This is a genomic window from Nostoc sp. DSM 114159 (assembly GCF_053470285.1).
The window spans coordinates 4,027,295-4,045,383 of record NZ_JBPFEH010000001.1; the positions used below are offsets into that span (position 1 = coordinate 4,027,295).

Annotated in this window: 11 protein-coding genes; 5 read left to right on the plus strand and 6 right to left on the minus strand. The window is 41.8% G+C overall.

Going from position 1 to position 18,089, the window contains the following annotated elements:
- Nucleotides 1-353 precede the first annotated feature (353 nt).
- Nucleotides 354-680, minus strand: coding sequence for a hypothetical protein (locus tag ACR5KR_RS16760; protein ID WP_289795423.1), 327 nt, complete (start codon nt 678-680; stop codon nt 354-356).
- Nucleotides 681-1,338: 658 nt separating this feature from the next.
- Here ACR5KR_RS16760 and ACR5KR_RS16765 point away from each other — a divergent pair.
- Nucleotides 1,339-2,991, plus strand: a complete 1,653-nt coding sequence (locus tag ACR5KR_RS16765; RefSeq protein WP_448267249.1) for an ABC transporter substrate-binding protein — start codon at nt 1,339-1,341, stop codon at nt 2,989-2,991.
- 228 nt (nt 2,992-3,219) lie between these two features.
- Nucleotides 3,220-4,245 carry an ABC transporter permease gene (locus tag ACR5KR_RS16770; protein WP_322704124.1) on the plus strand — a complete coding sequence of 342 codons (1,026 nt, stop codon included), beginning with the start codon at nt 3,220-3,222 and terminating at the stop codon, nt 4,243-4,245.
- A gap of 369 nt (nt 4,246-4,614) precedes the next feature.
- On the opposite strand, the gene ACR5KR_RS16775 is transcribed toward ACR5KR_RS16770, so the two are convergent.
- The 3 genes from ACR5KR_RS16775 to ACR5KR_RS16785 form a co-directional block, all read right to left on the minus strand.
- Complete coding sequence (locus tag ACR5KR_RS16775) at nt 4,615-5,268, minus strand: DUF4241 domain-containing protein (RefSeq protein WP_448267250.1); 654 nt, start codon at nt 5,266-5,268, stop codon at nt 4,615-4,617.
- 711 nt (nt 5,269-5,979) lie between these two features.
- Nucleotides 5,980-7,095, minus strand: a complete 1,116-nt coding sequence (locus ACR5KR_RS16780; RefSeq protein ID WP_448267251.1) for an ABC transporter permease — start codon at nt 7,093-7,095, stop codon at nt 5,980-5,982.
- Nucleotides 7,096-7,265: 170 nt separating this feature from the next.
- On the minus strand, nt 7,266-8,147 hold the full coding sequence (locus ACR5KR_RS16785) for an Npun_R2479 family HD domain-containing metalloprotein (protein ID WP_448267252.1): 882 nt from the start codon (nt 8,145-8,147) through the stop codon (nt 7,266-7,268).
- A gap of 570 nt (nt 8,148-8,717) precedes the next feature.
- Here ACR5KR_RS16785 and ACR5KR_RS16790 point away from each other — a divergent pair.
- From ACR5KR_RS16790 to ACR5KR_RS16800, 3 genes are all read left to right on the plus strand, one after another.
- Nucleotides 8,718-10,175 (plus strand): efflux RND transporter periplasmic adaptor subunit, encoded by a 1,458-nt coding sequence (locus ACR5KR_RS16790; protein ID WP_448267253.1) that lies wholly within the window; start codon nt 8,718-8,720, stop codon nt 10,173-10,175.
- 239 nt (nt 10,176-10,414) lie between these two features.
- Nucleotides 10,415-13,555, plus strand: a complete 3,141-nt coding sequence (locus ACR5KR_RS16795; RefSeq protein WP_448270231.1) for an efflux RND transporter permease subunit — start codon at nt 10,415-10,417, stop codon at nt 13,553-13,555.
- A gap of 278 nt (nt 13,556-13,833) precedes the next feature.
- Nucleotides 13,834-15,210 (plus strand): alpha-amylase family glycosyl hydrolase, encoded by a 1,377-nt coding sequence (locus tag ACR5KR_RS16800; RefSeq protein WP_448267254.1) that lies wholly within the window; start codon nt 13,834-13,836, stop codon nt 15,208-15,210.
- A gap of 170 nt (nt 15,211-15,380) precedes the next feature.
- Here the strand turns inward: ACR5KR_RS16800 and hisD are convergent, their stop codons facing one another.
- A complete protein-coding gene (hisD, locus tag ACR5KR_RS16805; protein ID WP_448267255.1) occupies nt 15,381-16,658 on the minus strand; it encodes a histidinol dehydrogenase in 1,278 nt (425 codons plus the stop codon).
- A gap of 53 nt (nt 16,659-16,711) precedes the next feature.
- A complete protein-coding gene (locus tag ACR5KR_RS16810) occupies nt 16,712-18,043 on the minus strand; it encodes an RNA-guided endonuclease InsQ/TnpB family protein (protein WP_448267256.1) in 1,332 nt (443 codons plus the stop codon).
- Nucleotides 18,044-18,089 lie beyond the last annotated feature (46 nt).

The window sequence follows — 18,089 nt, forward strand, 5'->3', positions numbered from 1 at the left end:
GTCAGACAGCGTGGGTGCTTTGGCAATGCTTACTCGCTTCGGGAGGTTTACCTATGTTAGGGTAGCCATCGCCAAGCAAAAATGAGAATGTTTTAAAAAGTGTAACTATTGATGGAATTGTTTGCAAGCGTGTAAATTGATGCGATCGCGTAGCATCTCCAAGTTTTTTCGCTACCAATACCCGTCGAGGATGAAATTTGCTTATCTTTTCTTTACGATGAGAGGGGAGGCAGGGGAGCAGGGGAGCAGGGGAGCAGTTGCAGTAAGTTGTTTCCCCTCTGCCCCTCTGCTCCTCGGTCACTGAGCTTAGCCGAAGTGCTGCCCCTCTGCCTCTTGTACCCCATGCCCACTATCTACTGAACAACCAAGTGGATATTTTGCAGTTGACACTTCGCCTCGGCTGTACCCAGGCGTTCGATTACCTGTTCGGCGCTCATCAGACGCTTGAGTACTACTTGACCGATGGTCTGACTACCAATTACTGGTGTTGTTGGCTTCACTTCCACGGTTAAAACGGCTTCTTCAACTCGATAAAGCCAGAGCAATTCATTTTCTTCGACTAAACAAATATTCATTCGCTGAATATCTGGTTGGCGTCGCCATGCGGTTATTTGCCAGAGTCCATCAGATGCCCAGACTCTTGCAACTGCCCATCCCTCAGATAGAAAGAAATACTTCACGGTCTTAGTCTCACTATTTCGACTTTCAATCTGCTGTTAACAATATCGCGATCGCTTTAGTCGCTGATGTTCAAACACACTTCTTTTTGAGAATACAGCCGAGCTTGACGAGAAAACCCTTTGTCGGTATCTGTTCCCAAGCAGCAACAAGTAAAATCTCAACGTACACTACTTGGGTTAAGTGTCAAAGCTTAACAAATACCCATTTTTTTAGTAAATATGAATTTACGACAAATTTAACCAACTGTTAAAAAATTTAATTACATAAAAAATTTTCAATACTTAACAAATCTTAAATATTAAATTTTGTATTTTATTAATGATTTTTTGTAACCAAATAGTGCATAGGCGTATCCTAATACTGCTCGGTTAACCATTTTTAACTCGGCATAGGTTTGGGGAAAAGGTTAATGGGTAAAGGTTAAAGGTTTTTTCTTTCCCCTTTTCCTCAAAACCCGACAAGTATAGAGGCGTATCCCATCGTCGGGATCGCAGTAATAAACTTGATTATGAAGTTGAGTATCTACCACAAGTTTTTGATTTAGATAGCTACGGAGCGTTCCATCGCAACAAGAACCACTATAAATTGTGAAGATTCAGCATAAGAGTCACAAATGTAGTAAAATTGCTGACCGCTGATATCAAATATATTATTGCTATGACCTGGTTTTCCTTGTCCGTGAAACGGTGGGGTCGAATTACACAATTCCTATCTTTGTTCTGTCTATGTTTATTTTTAGTTGTTAGTTGCGCTCCTCGTCCGCAATCAACTACGCCGCCATCTGGTTCTGTAAATACCCCTACAGGTGATGGTCGGATTACTATCGGTACAACAGCCAAGCCAAGAACCCTCGATCCGGCTGATGCTTATGAGTTAGCAGCTTTGGGTTTAGTGTTTAATATGAGCGATCGCCTCTATAATTACGAATCAGGAAGCACCGAAATTAAACCCCAACTAGCTACAGCATTACCCAAAGTCAGTCAAGACGGCTTAACTTATACCATTCCCTTACGTCAGGGTGTAGTTTTTCACGATGGAACTCCCTTCAACGCTCAAGCAATGGCGTTTACCATCAACCGCTTTATTCAAAATAAAGGAAAACCTTCTTTCTTACTAGGGGATATAGTAGATTCGGTAAAACCGACAAGCGAGTATGAGTTAATCATCAAGCTGAAAAAGCCATTTGCAGCCTTTCCTTCACTGCTGGCGTTTCCTGGAGTGTGTGCCATTTCGCCTAAAGCTTACGAAGTCGGCGCTGGTAAATTCAAGCCGAATATTTTTGTGGGGACTGGCCCTTACAAATTAGGACAGTATGGTACTGATTCCATCCGATTTGATGCGTTTGATAAATATTGGGGAGAAAAACCAGTTAACAAGGGTGTTAATCTCCAAATTCAAACTAGTCCGGTTAATTTGTTTAATGCTTTCCGTACAGGTGCAATCGATGTAGCTTATCTGTCGCTGCAACCAGATCAAAATCGGAGTTTGTCAGAAGGTGGTAAAAAAGGGGATTGGCAAGCGATCGCAGCTGAAGGTAGTGTAGTAAGTTATCTGGTATTAAACCGCAATCAAAAACCTTTAGATAAATTAGAGGTAAGACAAGCGATCGCGTCCATCATTGACCGTCCACTTTTAAACGAGCGAGTATTATTTGGTCAAGCAGATCCGCTCTATAGCATGATTCCCACAACATTTAAAGTTTCTGTGCCATTATTCAAAGATAAATATGGCGATGCTAACTTCGATCGAGCTAAAAAATTATTAACTACTGCTGGCTTCTCCAAAGAAAATCCTGCGAAAGTGCAAGTTTGGTATCCTTCTAGTTCACCTACTCGTAGTTTGGCAGCACAGACACTCAAATCTCTTGTGGATGTCAAAATGGATGGAATACTGCAATTTGAAGTTACCCAAGCGGAAGGGCCTGCCTTCTTTAAAGACATTGCCAAGGGTTTGTATCCGGCAGCTTTACTTGATTGGTATCCAGACTTTTTAGATCCAGATAATTACGTCCAGCCATTTTTATCTTGTGATAAAGGTTCAACTGCTAAAGGATGCGAAGATGGAGGCAGTCAAACTCAGGGTTCGTTCTACTATAACGAAACTATAAATAAACTGATTGATGGGCAACGCAAAGAACAAAACCCCGAAGCGCGTCAGAAAATCTTTAACGAAATTCAAACGCAAGTAACTACTGATGTACCTTACGTTCCCTTATGGCAAAACAAAGACTATGTATTTGCCCGAAATGGTGTTAATGGCGTAAAACTTAACCCTACCCAAATTTTGGTTTACCAGACAATTAAAAAATAAGTTGAGAGTTAGGAGTTAGAAGTTAGGAATTAGACTTGTTGCAAAAATAACAAAATCATGAATGTGATTTTGAGTTAAATAGAGATGTTCAACTTCACTAAATATAGTAATTAAAGAATTTTTGCAAGCTAGGTTTCTATCTTAATTCATAATTGCTAACTGCAAATTATCAACTCCTAACTGCTCACTCCTAACTCCTAACTGCAAATTATCAACTCCTAACTAAAGATGTCTCGTTCTAAAGCTTTACAATATTACATTGTTTCTCGGTTGCTTCTTGCGCCACTTCAGCTATTAACAATTATCACCATTGTATTTCTCTTATTAAGAGCAACACCAGGAGATCCAGCAGATGCAATACTTGGTGGACGTGCGCCAGAAGCAGCTAAAGAAGAATTGCGAAAACAACTCGGTTTAAACCTTCCGCTGTGGTTACAGTACCTCAATTATTTGGGAAATTTGTTGCGCTTTGATTTGGGAAGTTCTTTGTTGAGTCGGGGAGAGAATGTTTGGGACATTATTGGGCAATATTTCCCGGCGACAGTGGAGTTAGCAGTATGTAGTATGGCGGTTGCACTTATCGTCGGAATTGCGGTTGGCACTCTTTCGGCTTCTCGTCCTGGGACATATTTTGATGTCGGCGGGCGCTTATTTGGGATCATCACCTACGCACTCCCGATGTTTTGGGCGGGAATGCTTTTGCAGTTAATTTTCTCAGTCCAACTCGGTTGGTTTCCCAATTCAAACCGCTTTCCGCCCAATCTTCCGGCTCCCACTACTGTGACTGGATTGTATACAATTGATAGCTTACTCGGTGGAAATTTCACTCAGTTTTTCGCATCTTTGCACCATCTGGCTTTACCAAGTCTCACTTTGGGAATTTTGCTCAGTGGAATTTTTGAGCGAATTGTGCGAGTGAATTTAAAGCAAACTTTGCAAGCAGATTATGTAGAAGCGGCTAGAGCTAGAGGTATTGGTGAAAATAAGATTTTAGCCTCCCACGCTTTAAAGAATGCCCTAATTCCAGTGATTACAGTGTTGGGATTGACTTTTGCCTCTCTGTTAGGTGGGGCGATTTTGACAGAAGTAACATTTTCTTGGCCTGGGTTAGCTAATCGATTGTATCAAGCGATCGCCGATCGCGATTATCCCACAGTCCAGGGAGTATTGGTATTTTTTGGTGCGATCGTTGTCAGCGCCAGTATTTTAATTGACATTTTAAATGCTTATGTAGATCCGCGAATTCGGTATTAAATTTTTTTGAGAAATACCACTGGCTAAAATCCCCAGAATTTTATTCACATCTTTGAGATAATATTCACTATTTCACTGTTTTTACAAAACTAAACATATATTGGTTTGCTCGTGCCTACCGACTTAATGATTTATAAAAAACTTTTCATTAGTCAGGCAAAGGAGTTAAACAATTGAAAGCTAACTTTATATCATAGCAAAACCTTCTGTTTCGTCTTCTCATGAATGTTATTAAGCAGCACCAATTTAATTTTATCTATTGCGTTTGCTCTAGTTTCGACCTCGCAATCAAGTACACAGTAATGGCAACTGAAAACCTTGTCTTTTAGACTTTCGAGCCCAATATCAGAAAACATTCTTACTTTTTTATTACTGGAGATATCCAGATAAACTCACTGTAATAACGTTAACAACATTATTATTAGTATCGTATCCAAAGTAAGTATAATAAAACCCATCACCCAACGCCGTTGCAAATGCAATAATATTTACTCTATTGAACTCATTGACACACATATTAGCCAACATTACGCCAAGGCTATTTTCTTCTTCGAGTAAATTATCTAGTTTGCAAGCTAAAGTGTCTTCATAAATTTCTGTTTCCCAAGTATTATCAATAATAATTTGAGCAGCATCCGCATCCATAAAGCACCCTATTCCAGAATCAACTCCATAACCAAAAAAGCCCTCTCCTTCTTTTAAATCACTTAATTTCTCACCAACTCTAGTAGCTAATTCCCACCGCACTGCGGTTACTTCGCTAATCTGAACCATAGCATAAGCAACCATTGGTTCTTCGTTATTGAGGTTGCGTGCAATGCTCAAAAAAACTGGATAACAACCAGTCTTAAAATTGGGACTAAAGGGGTCTGTGCCAGGAAAAACTAGGGGATCGCAAGCTATTAATTTTCCTGAAGTTAAGTTTAGTTTCCCAATTTTATAAGGATTAAGAATAAAAACACCAAATCGTGTATTTAGCCTTTGACCTGTTTGGAAAGCTTTTGATAAATCAACATTTATCATCTTTTATCAGATTATTTGTTTAAGGATCATTAATTCCAATCTTATACAAATCTATTGAGATAGACCAGACCGCGCAAGTCAGTTGCGACGAACAAGCGGCTGAAAACCTCAAAAATACAGCATTAAAAACGAATTAATCAAATTTTTCTTACTTGATTTTCTTAGCAAACTTTAGGCACGAACACATTTAAAACTTTTAAACACAAACACTTTTCTTGCTTAAGTTCTGTTCTGCGGCCGCTTGATAGCATTATTCTTACAATCTTTTGGCAACTCCAGCTTCTTGCTTTAATAATTGAGCCAAAGCAAGTCCCATGATAAATTCTTCAAATTCATCCACTACTCAACCCCTGCATTCACCAACGAATATTGCTTTAAATTAGCCGCTTTTAACGCAATGTCGGTTAACCCCACATTAAGCGACATCAAAGGGCGATCGCATTTGTTATTTCGGAGTACCCATTTGCTATTTCGGAGTACCCATTTGTTATTTCGGGGTTCGCATTTGCTATTTCGGAGTACCCATTTGTTATTTCGGGGTTCGCATTTGCTATTTCGGAGTACCCATTTGTTATTTCGGAGTTCGCAAAAGTTATTTCGGAGTTCGCAAAAGTTATTTCGGAGTTCGCAAAAGCTATTTCGGAGTACCCATTTGCTATTTCGGAGTACCCATTTGTTATTTCGACGACCCCATTTGCTATTATTGAGGGCTTATCTTCTTAAACTACGCGGGTCGAGTGCATCTCTTAGCCCATCACCGAGTAAGTTGAATGCCAACACTGTGAGGATAATCAGCACAGCCGGCGGCCAAATTAGCCAAGGTTGCAACACCAAAATTGAAGCATTGCTAGCCAGAGATAACATATTGCCCCAAGAGGGGTCTGGTTGTTGAATACCCAAGCCGATAAGACTCAATATCGCCTCTGAACCAATAAAGCTAGGAATTGCAAGAGTCGCAGAGATAATTACATAACTAGCCGTTTGCGGTAAAACATGACGGATAATTATATAAATTGGGTTCGCGCCCATTGCCCGCGCGGCTTGAACAAATTCTCGCTCTTTAATTGATAGTACCTGTCCCCGAATGACCCGTGCTAAACCAGCCCAGCTAATCACTGAAGTAATCACCACAATCAGCAAAAAGCGCTGGGTACTACTTAAACCTGCTGGTAAGACCGCACCCAATGTTACCAAAAGATAAATACTAGGGAAAGTCATTAGCACTTCTGCCAAGCGCATAATGATGCTATCAGTTACACCGCCGAAATAGCCGGAAATTCCCCCAATCAGCAAACCGAGGGGATAAGTAATGATAATGCCAAAAATCCCGATAAACATACTGATGCGACCGCCATGCAGCAAGCGGCTAAATTGGTCGCGGCCTTGGTCATCAGTGCCGAAAATATTTAATTTTGCACCAGTTGTTGTGCCAAATAAATGCCAATTTAAGGGAATACCACCAAAGATTGTGACTTCATCCCACGTAGGCGGTAGTGGCAAACTCATCTGCAACAATCGGTATTCTGAGCCGGAGACAAATAGACGCAGAGGCGAAGGCTTTTTCGAGTCTACAATGAGTTCGCGATCGCCTGTATCTAAATTCGTATCTCCTTGAGTTGTCGGATAAACATAAGGACCAATAAACTGCCCTGACTGAGAAACCCAGTGTATCTTGGTTGGTGGCAGCAGTGAACCATTAGGCTGTGAAGCATAGGGGTCATAAGGAGCTACGAAATCAGCTGCAATTACTGCTATATAGAAAATTAACAGCAAAGTTACCCCAAATCGTGCCAAAGGATTTTTCTTAAGTCGTCGCCACCAATCCATAGTAGTTAGGAGTTATAAGTTAGGAGTTATGAGTTATTAAGTTTTTATCTTAATTCATAACTCATGATTAATAATTTTCAACTCCCAACTTTTGTACAGACAAGGGTTAACCCTTGTCTGTACTCCTATTTTGTACAGACAAGGGTTAATCGCGTCTCTACCTCCAACTCCTAATTTTTAACTGCTAACTTCTCCAAATACCGCTGCTGTTCTTCCTGTTGTTTTTGATGTTCTACAACAAACACGTTTGAGTAAAGATTCGCGAGAATTTGTTTTCCCTGTTGTGTCAATGATAGATAATGCAGTCCTTCTTGGATATAAGGATATACGCCATTCCAGTAAAACTTAGCGTAGTTGTTACGCAAATCGGCAGGGGTATTATAGCCCAAAACTTTATTTACACCAGTTTCTTCAAATTCGTAAAATAAAGAAGTAATTTTCTTTAGGTAACGCGGGTCGCTTAGTTGACCAATCAAATCAGCAGCACGCACTAATCCTGCAAAGCACTTCGTATCTTGATGGTCTTCCGCCGCAGGTACAGGAAATCGAGTCAATTCAATATTGCTTTTAATTGCCTCAGCATCGATTAACTTGTGACCTCCAAACCGCTCATCAATAAACAGCTTGGCTCTATCAACATGATACGGTGTCAGACTGGCATCAGAAGCGCCAGCAGCCACAGAAATCATTTTGCCATTTTTACCTGTGGCATATAAGTTTGCTGTTTCTCGGTCTTGTCGGCAAACTCCCTTAACATAGCCAATATCATGACTGACTAAAGAAATAATACAATGTAACCAGTCTTCACTGGAAACACCGCCTTCCCTGATGTGTTTGCCACGTAAAATTTCTTGTCCCACCAGGGTGACTAAGACAGTGTGTTCAACATTGTGGTAAAGGGCATCGCTATTGGCAATGTTTTCCAAAGCCATGTTACCCGCCCAGGCGATAATGTCCTGATAATCATGTTTAAAGCAGCCATAAGTGCGGCGATAGCCGTCTCGAATTTCATTTACGAAGGCATCAATTAAAATTTCAGTGGCATTGAACATATCTGGTGACTCTGGTATATACCAATTTTTTATTGATTTTGATTGATTTCAAAATTCCCTAATCAAGGCCATCCTTGCTGGAATTTCAGGCAATGGAGTTTGCTCCTTTGTAACTCACGCGTACCTGTAGACGCTAGCTTTATCTATGTTTGGATATATAACTTCCTAGCAACACAAAGGCATTAGAGAAATGATTGATTACGTGTAAAAAATAATTTCCTGGTCTACCAAGGTACATAAATACTTTCGATTCTAATTAGATAAATCTAGATCGGCTATATTTAGTTTTTCATATCTAAGCATTGGATGACAGTGATCTCAATACAGATGGTGTGTGACATAGAGTAGCTCTATAAGATGAGAGAATTTTTTTATCATAATCTACATAAAATTTATTATCATTCTTTAACAGTAATTTCTCTTAGCTAAAAAGTTATATTATATACTGTTACCGATAAAAGACATTCACTATGAAATACGTCATAGTTGATATCGAAGTAAATAAACTTCAAGTTTTTTTAAGAAAATACCAAGGTTTGGTATGTATAAACAGCAAGTAGAGGTGAAACTGTGAGCGATGAAAGTCTTTCAGAAGTTGAGGTGGAAGAAGCTATAACCTCTGAAAATCGGAATTTTTTAAGCAAATCAGATCAAAAGCAAACCAGGGCATGGTTGAAGCCATTATTCTTGGGTGCTGGTTTAGGAATTGCGATCGCCCTGGTTGGAATGAGTGTATTAAATCGTTTTCCATCCCGTCAACAAAGCGCGGTAGCGGATAAAAAAGTTAACCCAGCGATGACAGTTACGATCGCCACAGTAGAAACGGCCCGTGTTGTCCGTACACTCAAAACTACTGGGACTGTAGCCGCGAGTGATTTAATTCCGGTGCTACCGCAAACAAACGGTTTACAAATTAAAAGCATCCCCGCAAATGTCAAAGAAGGAGCTTTTGTCAAACAAGGTCAAGTGTTGGCAGTGTTAGATGGTTCCATACTGCAAAATCAAATTAGCCAAGCAAAAGCAGATGTGGAATCGAAACAAGCAGATGTGGCATCCAAACAAGCCGATTTGGCATCCAAGCAGGCAGATTTGGTATCAAATAAAGCAATAGTCCAGCAAAAACGAGCCGATTTAGCTCAAGCTAAGGCGAGATTGGAGGAAGCAGCCAAAAATTATCAGCGCTATCAAAAACTCGCTGACTCTGGAACGATCAGCAAACAAGAACTTGATACTCGTTCTTACGCTGTGAAAACTGCCATAGAAGTTGTGAACCTGTCCCAAGAAAATATACGTAGTGCCCAGGCTAATATCGGCAGTGCCCAAGCTAACATTAATAACGCCCAAGCGATCGTCAACAAAGCCAAAGCCGATGTTAAAAGCAGTGCTGCGAAAGTGCAACAACTGCAAACTCAATTGGAACAAACTGTAGTACGTGCGCCGGTTTCAGGAGTAATTGCCGAGAAACTAGCTAGAGTCGGTGATGTCACTGGCGTACCGCCGCAAACCCAAGTGGGGACGGTGATTGGTGGCACACAAAAGCTATTTTCGATTATCCGAGATGAAAAGTTAGAACTTCAGGCGAAGGTGCCCGAAACTCAACTAACTCAGGTGAAAATTGGCGCATCGGTGCAAATTACTTCTGATGTCGATCGGCGGGTGCGATCGCAGGGACGAGTCAGAGACATACAACCACAGCTAAACGATCAAAGACGGGAAGCGACAGTGAAAATTGACTTGCCGCCAACAACTTTGCTAAAACCAGGAATGTTTGCTAGTGCTGCAATTACTACTGACTCAGGGATGAAAATGGTAGTGCCACAAAAAGCAGTCCAGTCCCAAGCTGACGCAAGTGTAATTGTATTCATCCTATCGGGTGAAAATACAGTCAGCAGCCAGAAAGTCGAGTTAGGAGATCCTGGCAATAACGACACAGTGGAAATCAAGAGTGGGTTACAGTTAGGCGATCGCGTTGTCGTTGATGGTGCAGGCTATCTCAAAGATGGCGATCGGGTTCGAGTTGCAAATTGAAGGGAATAGGGAAAAATGACCAATGACCAATACAACTCTTGGAGAGGCTGCGCCAACGGCTTCGCGGTAGTTGAATCTCGACTTACTTCGACTACGCGGTAGTTGAGCGCAGTCGAAACTCAGTACAAGTCGCTCGATTACCGCGCAGCGATGCACTGAGCGCAGTCGAAGTGTCGAAACTCAGTACAAGTGACCAATGACCAATGACAAATGACAAATCCCAAATCTCAAATTTCCCAATGTCTTTTAATATCTCAGCCTGGTCGATTAAAAAACCTGTTCCCACGATCGTTTTATTTTTAATTTTGACGGTTGTCGGTTGGTTCTCATTCATATCCTTGGGGATTGATATTAACCCAAATATTGATGTACCAACAGTTTCGATCAAAGTTACCCAACCGGGTGCAGGCCCAGCAGAACTAGAATCCCAAGTGACGAAAAAAATTGAAGATGCTGTGGCGGGGTTGGGCAATATCGATTACATGATTTCTACCGTTAGCGATGGGAATTCTCAGACAACAATCAATTTTGTTTTAGGTACAGATAGCGATCGCGCCACCAATGATGTTAGAAATGCGATCGCTCAAATTCGCCAAGATTTACCCCAAGACATTAACGACCCCATTGTGGAACGCCTAGAATTTTCCGGCGGCCCGGTGATTACCTACGCAGTTAAATCAGATCGGCGTTCTGTAGAAGAGTTAAGCAATCTCGTAGACCAAACTATTAGCCGTGCCTTGTTGGGAGTTCGTGGTGTAGCCCAAATTCAGCGCGTGGGTGGCGTTGACCGAGAAATTCGCATTAATCTTAATCCAGACCGCTTACAATCTTTAGCGATCACTGCTACTCAGGTAAACGACCAAATCCGCGCTTTGAACATTAATTTACCTGGCGGACGTGCCGAAGTTGGTGGTAGCGAACAAAGTATCCGTACTTTAGGAAGTGCCGTCAGTGTGGATATTTTGAAAACCTACGAAATCGTTTTACCACAAGGCGGTTCTGTACCTTTATCTAGCCTGGGAACTGTAGAAGATAAATTTGCTGATGTGCGCCAAGCCGCCCGTTTGAATAATCAACCTGTGGTAGCTTTTCAAGTCTTACGTAGTACTGGCAGCGTTCTGGTGACTGTAGAAGAAGGAGTGAAAGCAGCAGTCAAACAACTAGAAAAAACCCTTCCCCCCGATGTCAAACTAGATTTAATTTTTACTAGAGCCGATATTGTCCGCCAATCTTACCAAAGCACCATTGATGAATTGATTCAAGCTTCGCTACTGGCAGTAATCGTGATTTTAGTGTTTTTGCGGGACTGGCGAGCAACATTAATTACGGCTGTTGCCTTACCCTTGTCAATAATTCCCACCTTCGCAGTGCAGCAAGCCCTTGGTTATACCCTCAACAACATGACTTTGTTGGCATTAGCCCTAGCGGTGGGTAACTTGGTCGATGATGCCGTTGTCGAAATTGAAAACATGGAACGCCACATGGCTATGGGCAAGTCAGCTTGGGACGCTGCTTTTGACTCTTCCGACGAAGTAGGATTAGCCGTAATCGCCAGTTCAGCGACGATTATTGCAGTGTTTCTGCCCGTTGCCTTTATGGGTGGGATTCCAGGGCAATTTTTTCAACCATTTGGCGTTACTGTTGCCGTTTCCACAATTTTCTCAACTCTTGTCGCGCGGATGGTTACGCCGATGATGGGGGCGTATCTGTTAAAGGAGGCGGAGGGGCAGGGGGGCAGGGGGCAGGGGGCAGGGGGAGTAATAAAAATTTTTAATTTTAAATTTATACTTCCAGGTGGTGGGAACGGAAGTAGAAAACTTGGAGATGAAAAGCGTCGGGGTTTTCAACCTTATAGATCGCTTTTACAGTGGGCGTTACGCCATAGATTGACAACAATGGCGATCGCTTTCGCTTTTTTTGTTGCTAGTCTGATGCTGGTTCCTTTAATTCCCAAGGGTTTTGTTGATGATGGCGATTTCGGAATTTCCAACGTATCTATAGAACTTCCTCCAGGTTCCACATTAGAAGACGTTAACAAAGTAGTCACACAAGCAACTGATATTATCCGCCAAAATCCAGTAGTTGAGCGCGTACTAGCAACAGAAGAGATCGATTCTGCCAGCCTTGCGATTAATCTTAAACCCAGAGAGAAACGAAATATTTCCCAAAAACAGTTTGAGGAACAAGTACGTCCTAACTTTGAGCAAATACCAGGAGCGAGAATTAGTTTTCAAAGTCAGTCACCGGGTGACAGTCGCAAAGGTTTATCAATTGTCCTCAGAAGTGAAAATCCCGAAGCTTTAAATCAAGCTGCCGATGCCTTAGAAAAGCAGATGCGATCGCTAGCTGGATTAGTAGAAGTGGCATCTACTGCAAGTTTAGTCAAACCAGAGATTTTGGTAATTCCTAACCCGCAACGGGCAGCAGATTTGGGCGTAACAGTGCAAGCGATCGCTCGGACTGCTTCCCTTGCCACCATCGGCGATAATGAAGCGAACTTAGCGAAATTTAATTTAAGCGATCGTCAAATCCCGATTCGCGTGCAAATCGATCCCGAAGCGCGGGCTGATATCAACACAATCACAAATCTACAAGTCCCCAGTCAAAATGGCAGATTAGTTCCTCTCATAGCAGTGGCAGATATCCGCTTTGGTAGCGGCCCTGCTACTATCAACCGTTACGATCGCGCCCGTCAAGTAGCTGTAGAAGCGAATTTGCAAGGGCTTTCTTTAGGAGAAGCAGTCCAGACAATCAACCAACTACCTGCAATGCAAAACTTACCGCCAGGAGTAATACAGCAACCATCAGGTAGTGCCAAAATTATGCAAGACATTTTTGGTCGCTTTGGCGGTGCGTTGGGGCTGGCATTAATGTGTATCTATGCAATTCTGGTGTTGCTGTATAACAACTTTCTCCATCCATTATCGATTATGGCAGCCTTACCCTTTTGTTTAGGCGGGGCATTGGTAGCGTTGATGGTTGCTCAAAAACCCTTAGGAATATATGCCTTGATTGGTATTGTGTTGCTGTTGGGGATTGTCACCAAAAACTCGATTCTGTTAGTTGACTATACCATCATCAATATGCAAGAAGGCAAAACCCAACGTCAGGCGCTGGTTGAATCAGGCGTATCACGTCTGCGTCCGATTTTAATGACTTCTTTCGCAACGATCGCCGGGATTCTGCCCTTAGCATTGGGAATCGGCGCGGGTTCTGAAGTTCGCCAACCAATGGGAATTGCCATTATGGGCGGTTTTACAACTTCCACTCTGTTGACACTGGTAGTAGTACCAGTGATATTTAGTTACATTGACAACTTCCAAACTTGGATTATGGATACAACACGCTATGGCTTTGGTAAGAAACCATCGCGTCAATAATGCCCAATCAATTTTGGATTTGTAATTGTTTTGCTCCCCTCTCTTGGTAGGAGAGGGGCTGGGGGAGAGGTCAAAATAGCACTCGTCGAACTCACGTCTTTTTAAGAGGAGATTAAGGGGGGTAATTCGACTTGTGTGTACACCGTAGCCTCAATACATACGGAGAGGGGTTCTTGAGGTTTAATAAGTAACCAAGCGGACATGATATTACTCAATAAAAAGTCAAGTTTCTTTGGCAAACTAATAGTAAAACACAATACGGTTTAGGAGTAATATCTTTGATAAAAAATATTTTAATTTGTGCAGTTGTCATCTGCACAACTTGTATTTACCCGATTAAGACATTAGCAGGAGAAAAACCTTCTGCGATTTTTCATGCATTTGACCAACAGTACATTGATATTGAAAAGTTTGTTTGTGAAATAGGGAAGCAAGGATACTCTCACATTCAAATTTCTCCAGCCCAAAAATCTAATCCTGCTCTAGAATGGTGGGCACGCTATCAACCTGTAGATTACAGCATTATCGAAGGTAGAGGTTCACTCTTAGATTTAAAAGAACTTATTAATCAAGCCCACAGTTGTCAGGTCAAAGTGATTGCTGATGTTGTTTTCAATCACATGGCTAATTTAGATGGCAATGATGATTTTGAAGATTTAACTAAATTTCCAGGTCTTTCTATAAATGACTTTAATTCGGATTCAAATCGTCCAGGGAAAAAATCTTGTAGCATTAATTATAGTGATGGCAATAGAGATTCAGAAATTAATTGTTGGTTAGGTGGACTTCCTGAATTGAAATTTACCAATAATGTTAAAAAAATTCAAAAAGCTCATTTAAAACAATTGCTAGATTTAGGAATTGATGGATTTCGGTTTGATGCTGCCAAACATATCCCAGCAGATGTTCTTAAAGAGTACATCAGCTATGTGGATCGACAAAGTAAAGGCAAAGCATGGAATTATCTTGAGGTAATTGCAGATAGCGACACCAGTGCAGAAAATTATAACTGGATTGCTGCTGTCACAGATTTTGTTCTCTACAATTCAATGAAAAATGCCTTCAGCTTTGGTGGAGATTTGCGTTCTCTGCGAGTTCCCACAGCCATAAACGATCCGCGTAGCGTCACTTTTGGCAGAAACCACGATACGATCCGCGAGATTAATTTTAATGCCATTAACCCCTATAGCGATCCTTCTGACTCTTTCCTGGCAACAGCATATATCTTGGCGAGAGAAAGTGGCACTCCTTTAATACTCAACTGGGATAATCAAGATGTTCCTTTTATCAAATATGGTGTCAAATTTCGCCAAATTATGCATCAACGAGGAACTCAGGGAAAAAATACCAAAGAAAATGTTTTAGCAACAATTGATAGTCCGACTGTATTGCTAATGGAGCGGGGCAGTGAAGGATTTTTTGTTGTCAATAAAGGAGAGAATAAATTTAATATCTCAGCACTGGATTTGACTTTAACGAATTTAGATGGATGTTATCGGGAACTCCGTAATAATTTTACTGTTGCGATTGAACGTCGCCAAGGTGGGAAAAAATTTATAACTCGTTGGGGAAGCTGGAATAGAGGCGGTATGGAAGTTCAAAAACGCGATGCACTCTATTTTGTTCGAGAACCTTTTAATCAATGTCAAATGTAGATGCTCTCTCCTGCCTTCTGCCTCACTTCGGCTTTGCTCAGTGACCACCTGCCTCCTGCCTGGTTGTTGAGTTTCGACTACGCGGCAGTTGAGCGTAGTCGAAACACTGCTTCCTACCTCATCCCAACTACAAAGATTTACGCCGTTTTACTTATCTCAGTTTTTTATTATTACAAGCGTACAGATACACTACCTGCATGGGCTGGTAAACCTTCTGCCTCTGCTAAGGTGACAGCTGCTTTGCCTATTGTCTGTAATGATTCTTTGTCACATTCTAAAAAAGTAATTCGTTTGAGAAAGTCGAACACACTCAAACCAGAAGCAAAGCGGGCAGAACGGGCAGTTGGCAGTACATGGTTAGGGCCTCCTAAATAATCGCCAATCGCTTCTGGAGTATAGCGTCCTAAAAACACGCTGCCGGCGCACTTAATTTGATTGGCAAGGAGTTGCGGGTTGTCCACACACAATTCCACATGTTCTGGAGCTAGTTGATTGAGCAGTGGTATACTCTCGGCTAAATCGCTAACTATAATCACAGCTGCATAATTTTGCCAACTTGCATTGGCAACTTCTCTGGTAGGTAAATCGGTGAGAATTTTCTCAACAGCCTTGATTACTTGTTGCGCGAAGATTTCGGAATCAGTAATTAAGATTGACTGGGCACTAGGATCGTGTTCTGCTTGCGATAGTAAATCCCAGGCAATCCAATCTGGGTTGTTCTGGCTGTCGGCTACCACTAAAATTTCAGAAGGCCCAGCGATGCTATCAATGCCAACAGTGCCAAAGACTTGGCGCTTGGCTTCAGCAACATAAGCATTACCAGGGCCAACTATTTTATCTACTGGGGTAATGCTTTCTGTACCATAAGCTAATGCTGCGATCGCTTGCGCCCCACCAATGCCATATATTTCTGTAACACCGGCAACTTGAGCAGCAGCCAATACAACGGAATTAATCTCACCACCAGGCATTGGTACTGTCATGACAATTCTTTCAACACCAGCAATTTTAGCTGGTAAGGCATTCATCAATAAAGAACTCGGATAGCTAGCCCGTCCCCCTGGTACATAAATTCCCACTTGCGAGAGCGCTACCCAATTCAATCCCAGTTTTACCCCGACTGCATCGGTGTAGCCAATATCTTGTGGTAATTGTTTTTCATGGAAAGCCACAATCCTTTTAGCAGCAAATTCCAGTGCAGCCAAGACATCAGCAGGACATTGAGCCGCGTGTTCGGCAATAAAAGTTTCGCTTAAATGCAAAGACTGAAGATTGTTGCGATCGAAGCGGCTAGTATAGTCCTTGACTGCGGCATCACCACGCACTTTGACATCAGCTAAAATCTCGCGTACTGTCCCACTAACATCAACTGTAACTTCCCGGCGATCGCTTACAAGAGTTTGGAATTTGATCGAAAAATCTTTGTCGGTAGTTTGAAGTAGCTGCATGGACAGTACCTTAAAAGCAGTGAGGTCAATAATCAGTTTAACTCCTGAATGAACTACCCACAGTTAGCTACGCCTGAACTGTGGGTTTCTACATCCCCCAGTCCGTTTTTAGCGGAGACTTCTACAGATTTTTGACGCTTCATTGCCCCTAGTTGCTTCATGCTTCCTGCTGTTTTGCGGGTGCGTGAAGTAGAGCCAGACGACTCTGCGTCTGCGAGGCTAGTTCCTAACCCCGGTAGAGTACCTTTTGACCAGTAAAGCATAACCTCAGCAGCAGCAATATCTCGGTCTTGAATGTACCCACAAACACAGCACTTATGAACCCTAATATCGAGTGTCTTTTTGTGTTGGTGTCCACATTTAGGGCAGGTTTGGGAAGGTTTTACCTTCTTGGTTGGAACCTCTACGAATACACCACCAATTTGCTCAACTTTGTATTTGATGGTGCTGCGTAATATTCCAAAACCAACATCCAAAATGGATTTATTTAGACCCGCTTTTTGCTTTTTACGCTTGCCAATCTTTGCCTTACTGGTCATGTTCTTCACAACTAGAGTTTCTGTAGCAACGAAGCTATTACCGCTTACAATGTCTGCTGCAACTTGGTGAACCCAATCCTGTCGTTGGTTAGCAACTTTACGATACAGTTTACTAACTTTGGCTTGGGCTTTTTTGAACCTTCTAGAAGCTTTTATTTTCTTATTTTTATTCGGCGCACGTTTACGCCTCTTATCCTTAGATGCTTTCTTGATTAGATGTTCTGCGTTTCTCAAGAACTTAGGTGCATTGATTTGTTGATGATTTTCACCGTCAGTAATTGATAGCGCTGAATTACATCCTAAGTCAATACCGATAGCACCAATAGGTAAAATCTCTGGTTTCAGAACTTGAGCTAAAACTTCAACTGTAATAGATGCGTACCATTTTCCATTGCGATAAACAATAGTACAAGTAGTTGGAACTCCCCAATACAAAGCCAGTCCCCGCATCTGAATACGTCCAATCTTAGACAAAATTAAATAACCATTCTCGCCATTTGACTCAACAGAATACCCACTTTTAGCTGGATAACTCCACCCTGAGTAATGGCGAATTGATTTGAACTTTGGGCGTTTACCTAGTCCTTTAAACCAGCGCTCAAAAGCAAAGTCAACACGCTTAAGAGTTGCTTGCAATGCCTGAGAATTAATCTCTTTGTACTCAATCCAAACGTCTTTAAACGCTGGTAAGCAATTTTGCTGCTCAAAATAATCAACCTTGTGGTTGAACTTTTGATATTGAGTAAATCTGTTATTGACTGCGGCGTTGTACAGGTCTTTGTGTAACTTTCGGTGATATCTCAAAAACCGCTCTATCTGCTCATTTGGGTATAACCGAAAAGTCATTCGCCTGATTGCCACCTATCTTTACCTCCAAGAATTGAATTACTAT

What these genes read in the sequence shown, in the direction of transcription:
- ACR5KR_RS16765 (WP_448267249.1), top strand. Translation starts at nt 1,339, where the DNA reads ATGACCTGGTTTTCCTTGTCCGTGAAACGGTGGGGTCGAATTACACAA.
- ACR5KR_RS16770 (WP_322704124.1), top strand. Translation starts at nt 3,220, where the DNA reads ATGTCTCGTTCTAAAGCTTTACAATATTACATTGTTTCTCGGTTGCTT.
- ACR5KR_RS16775 (WP_448267250.1), bottom strand. Translation starts at nt 5,268, where the DNA reads ATGATAAATGTTGATTTATCAAAAGCTTTCCAAACAGGTCAAAGGCTA.
- ACR5KR_RS16780 (WP_448267251.1), bottom strand. Translation starts at nt 7,095, where the DNA reads ATGGATTGGTGGCGACGACTTAAGAAAAATCCTTTGGCACGATTTGGG.
- ACR5KR_RS16785 (WP_448267252.1), bottom strand. Translation starts at nt 8,147, where the DNA reads ATGTTCAATGCCACTGAAATTTTAATTGATGCCTTCGTAAATGAAATT.
- ACR5KR_RS16795 (WP_448270231.1), top strand. Translation starts at nt 10,415, where the DNA reads ATGTCTTTTAATATCTCAGCCTGGTCGATTAAAAAACCTGTTCCCACG.
- hisD (WP_448267255.1), bottom strand. Translation starts at nt 16,658, where the DNA reads ATGCAGCTACTTCAAACTACCGACAAAGATTTTTCGATCAAATTCCAA.
- ACR5KR_RS16810 (WP_448267256.1), bottom strand. Translation starts at nt 18,043, where the DNA reads ATGACTTTTCGGTTATACCCAAATGAGCAGATAGAGCGGTTTTTGAGA.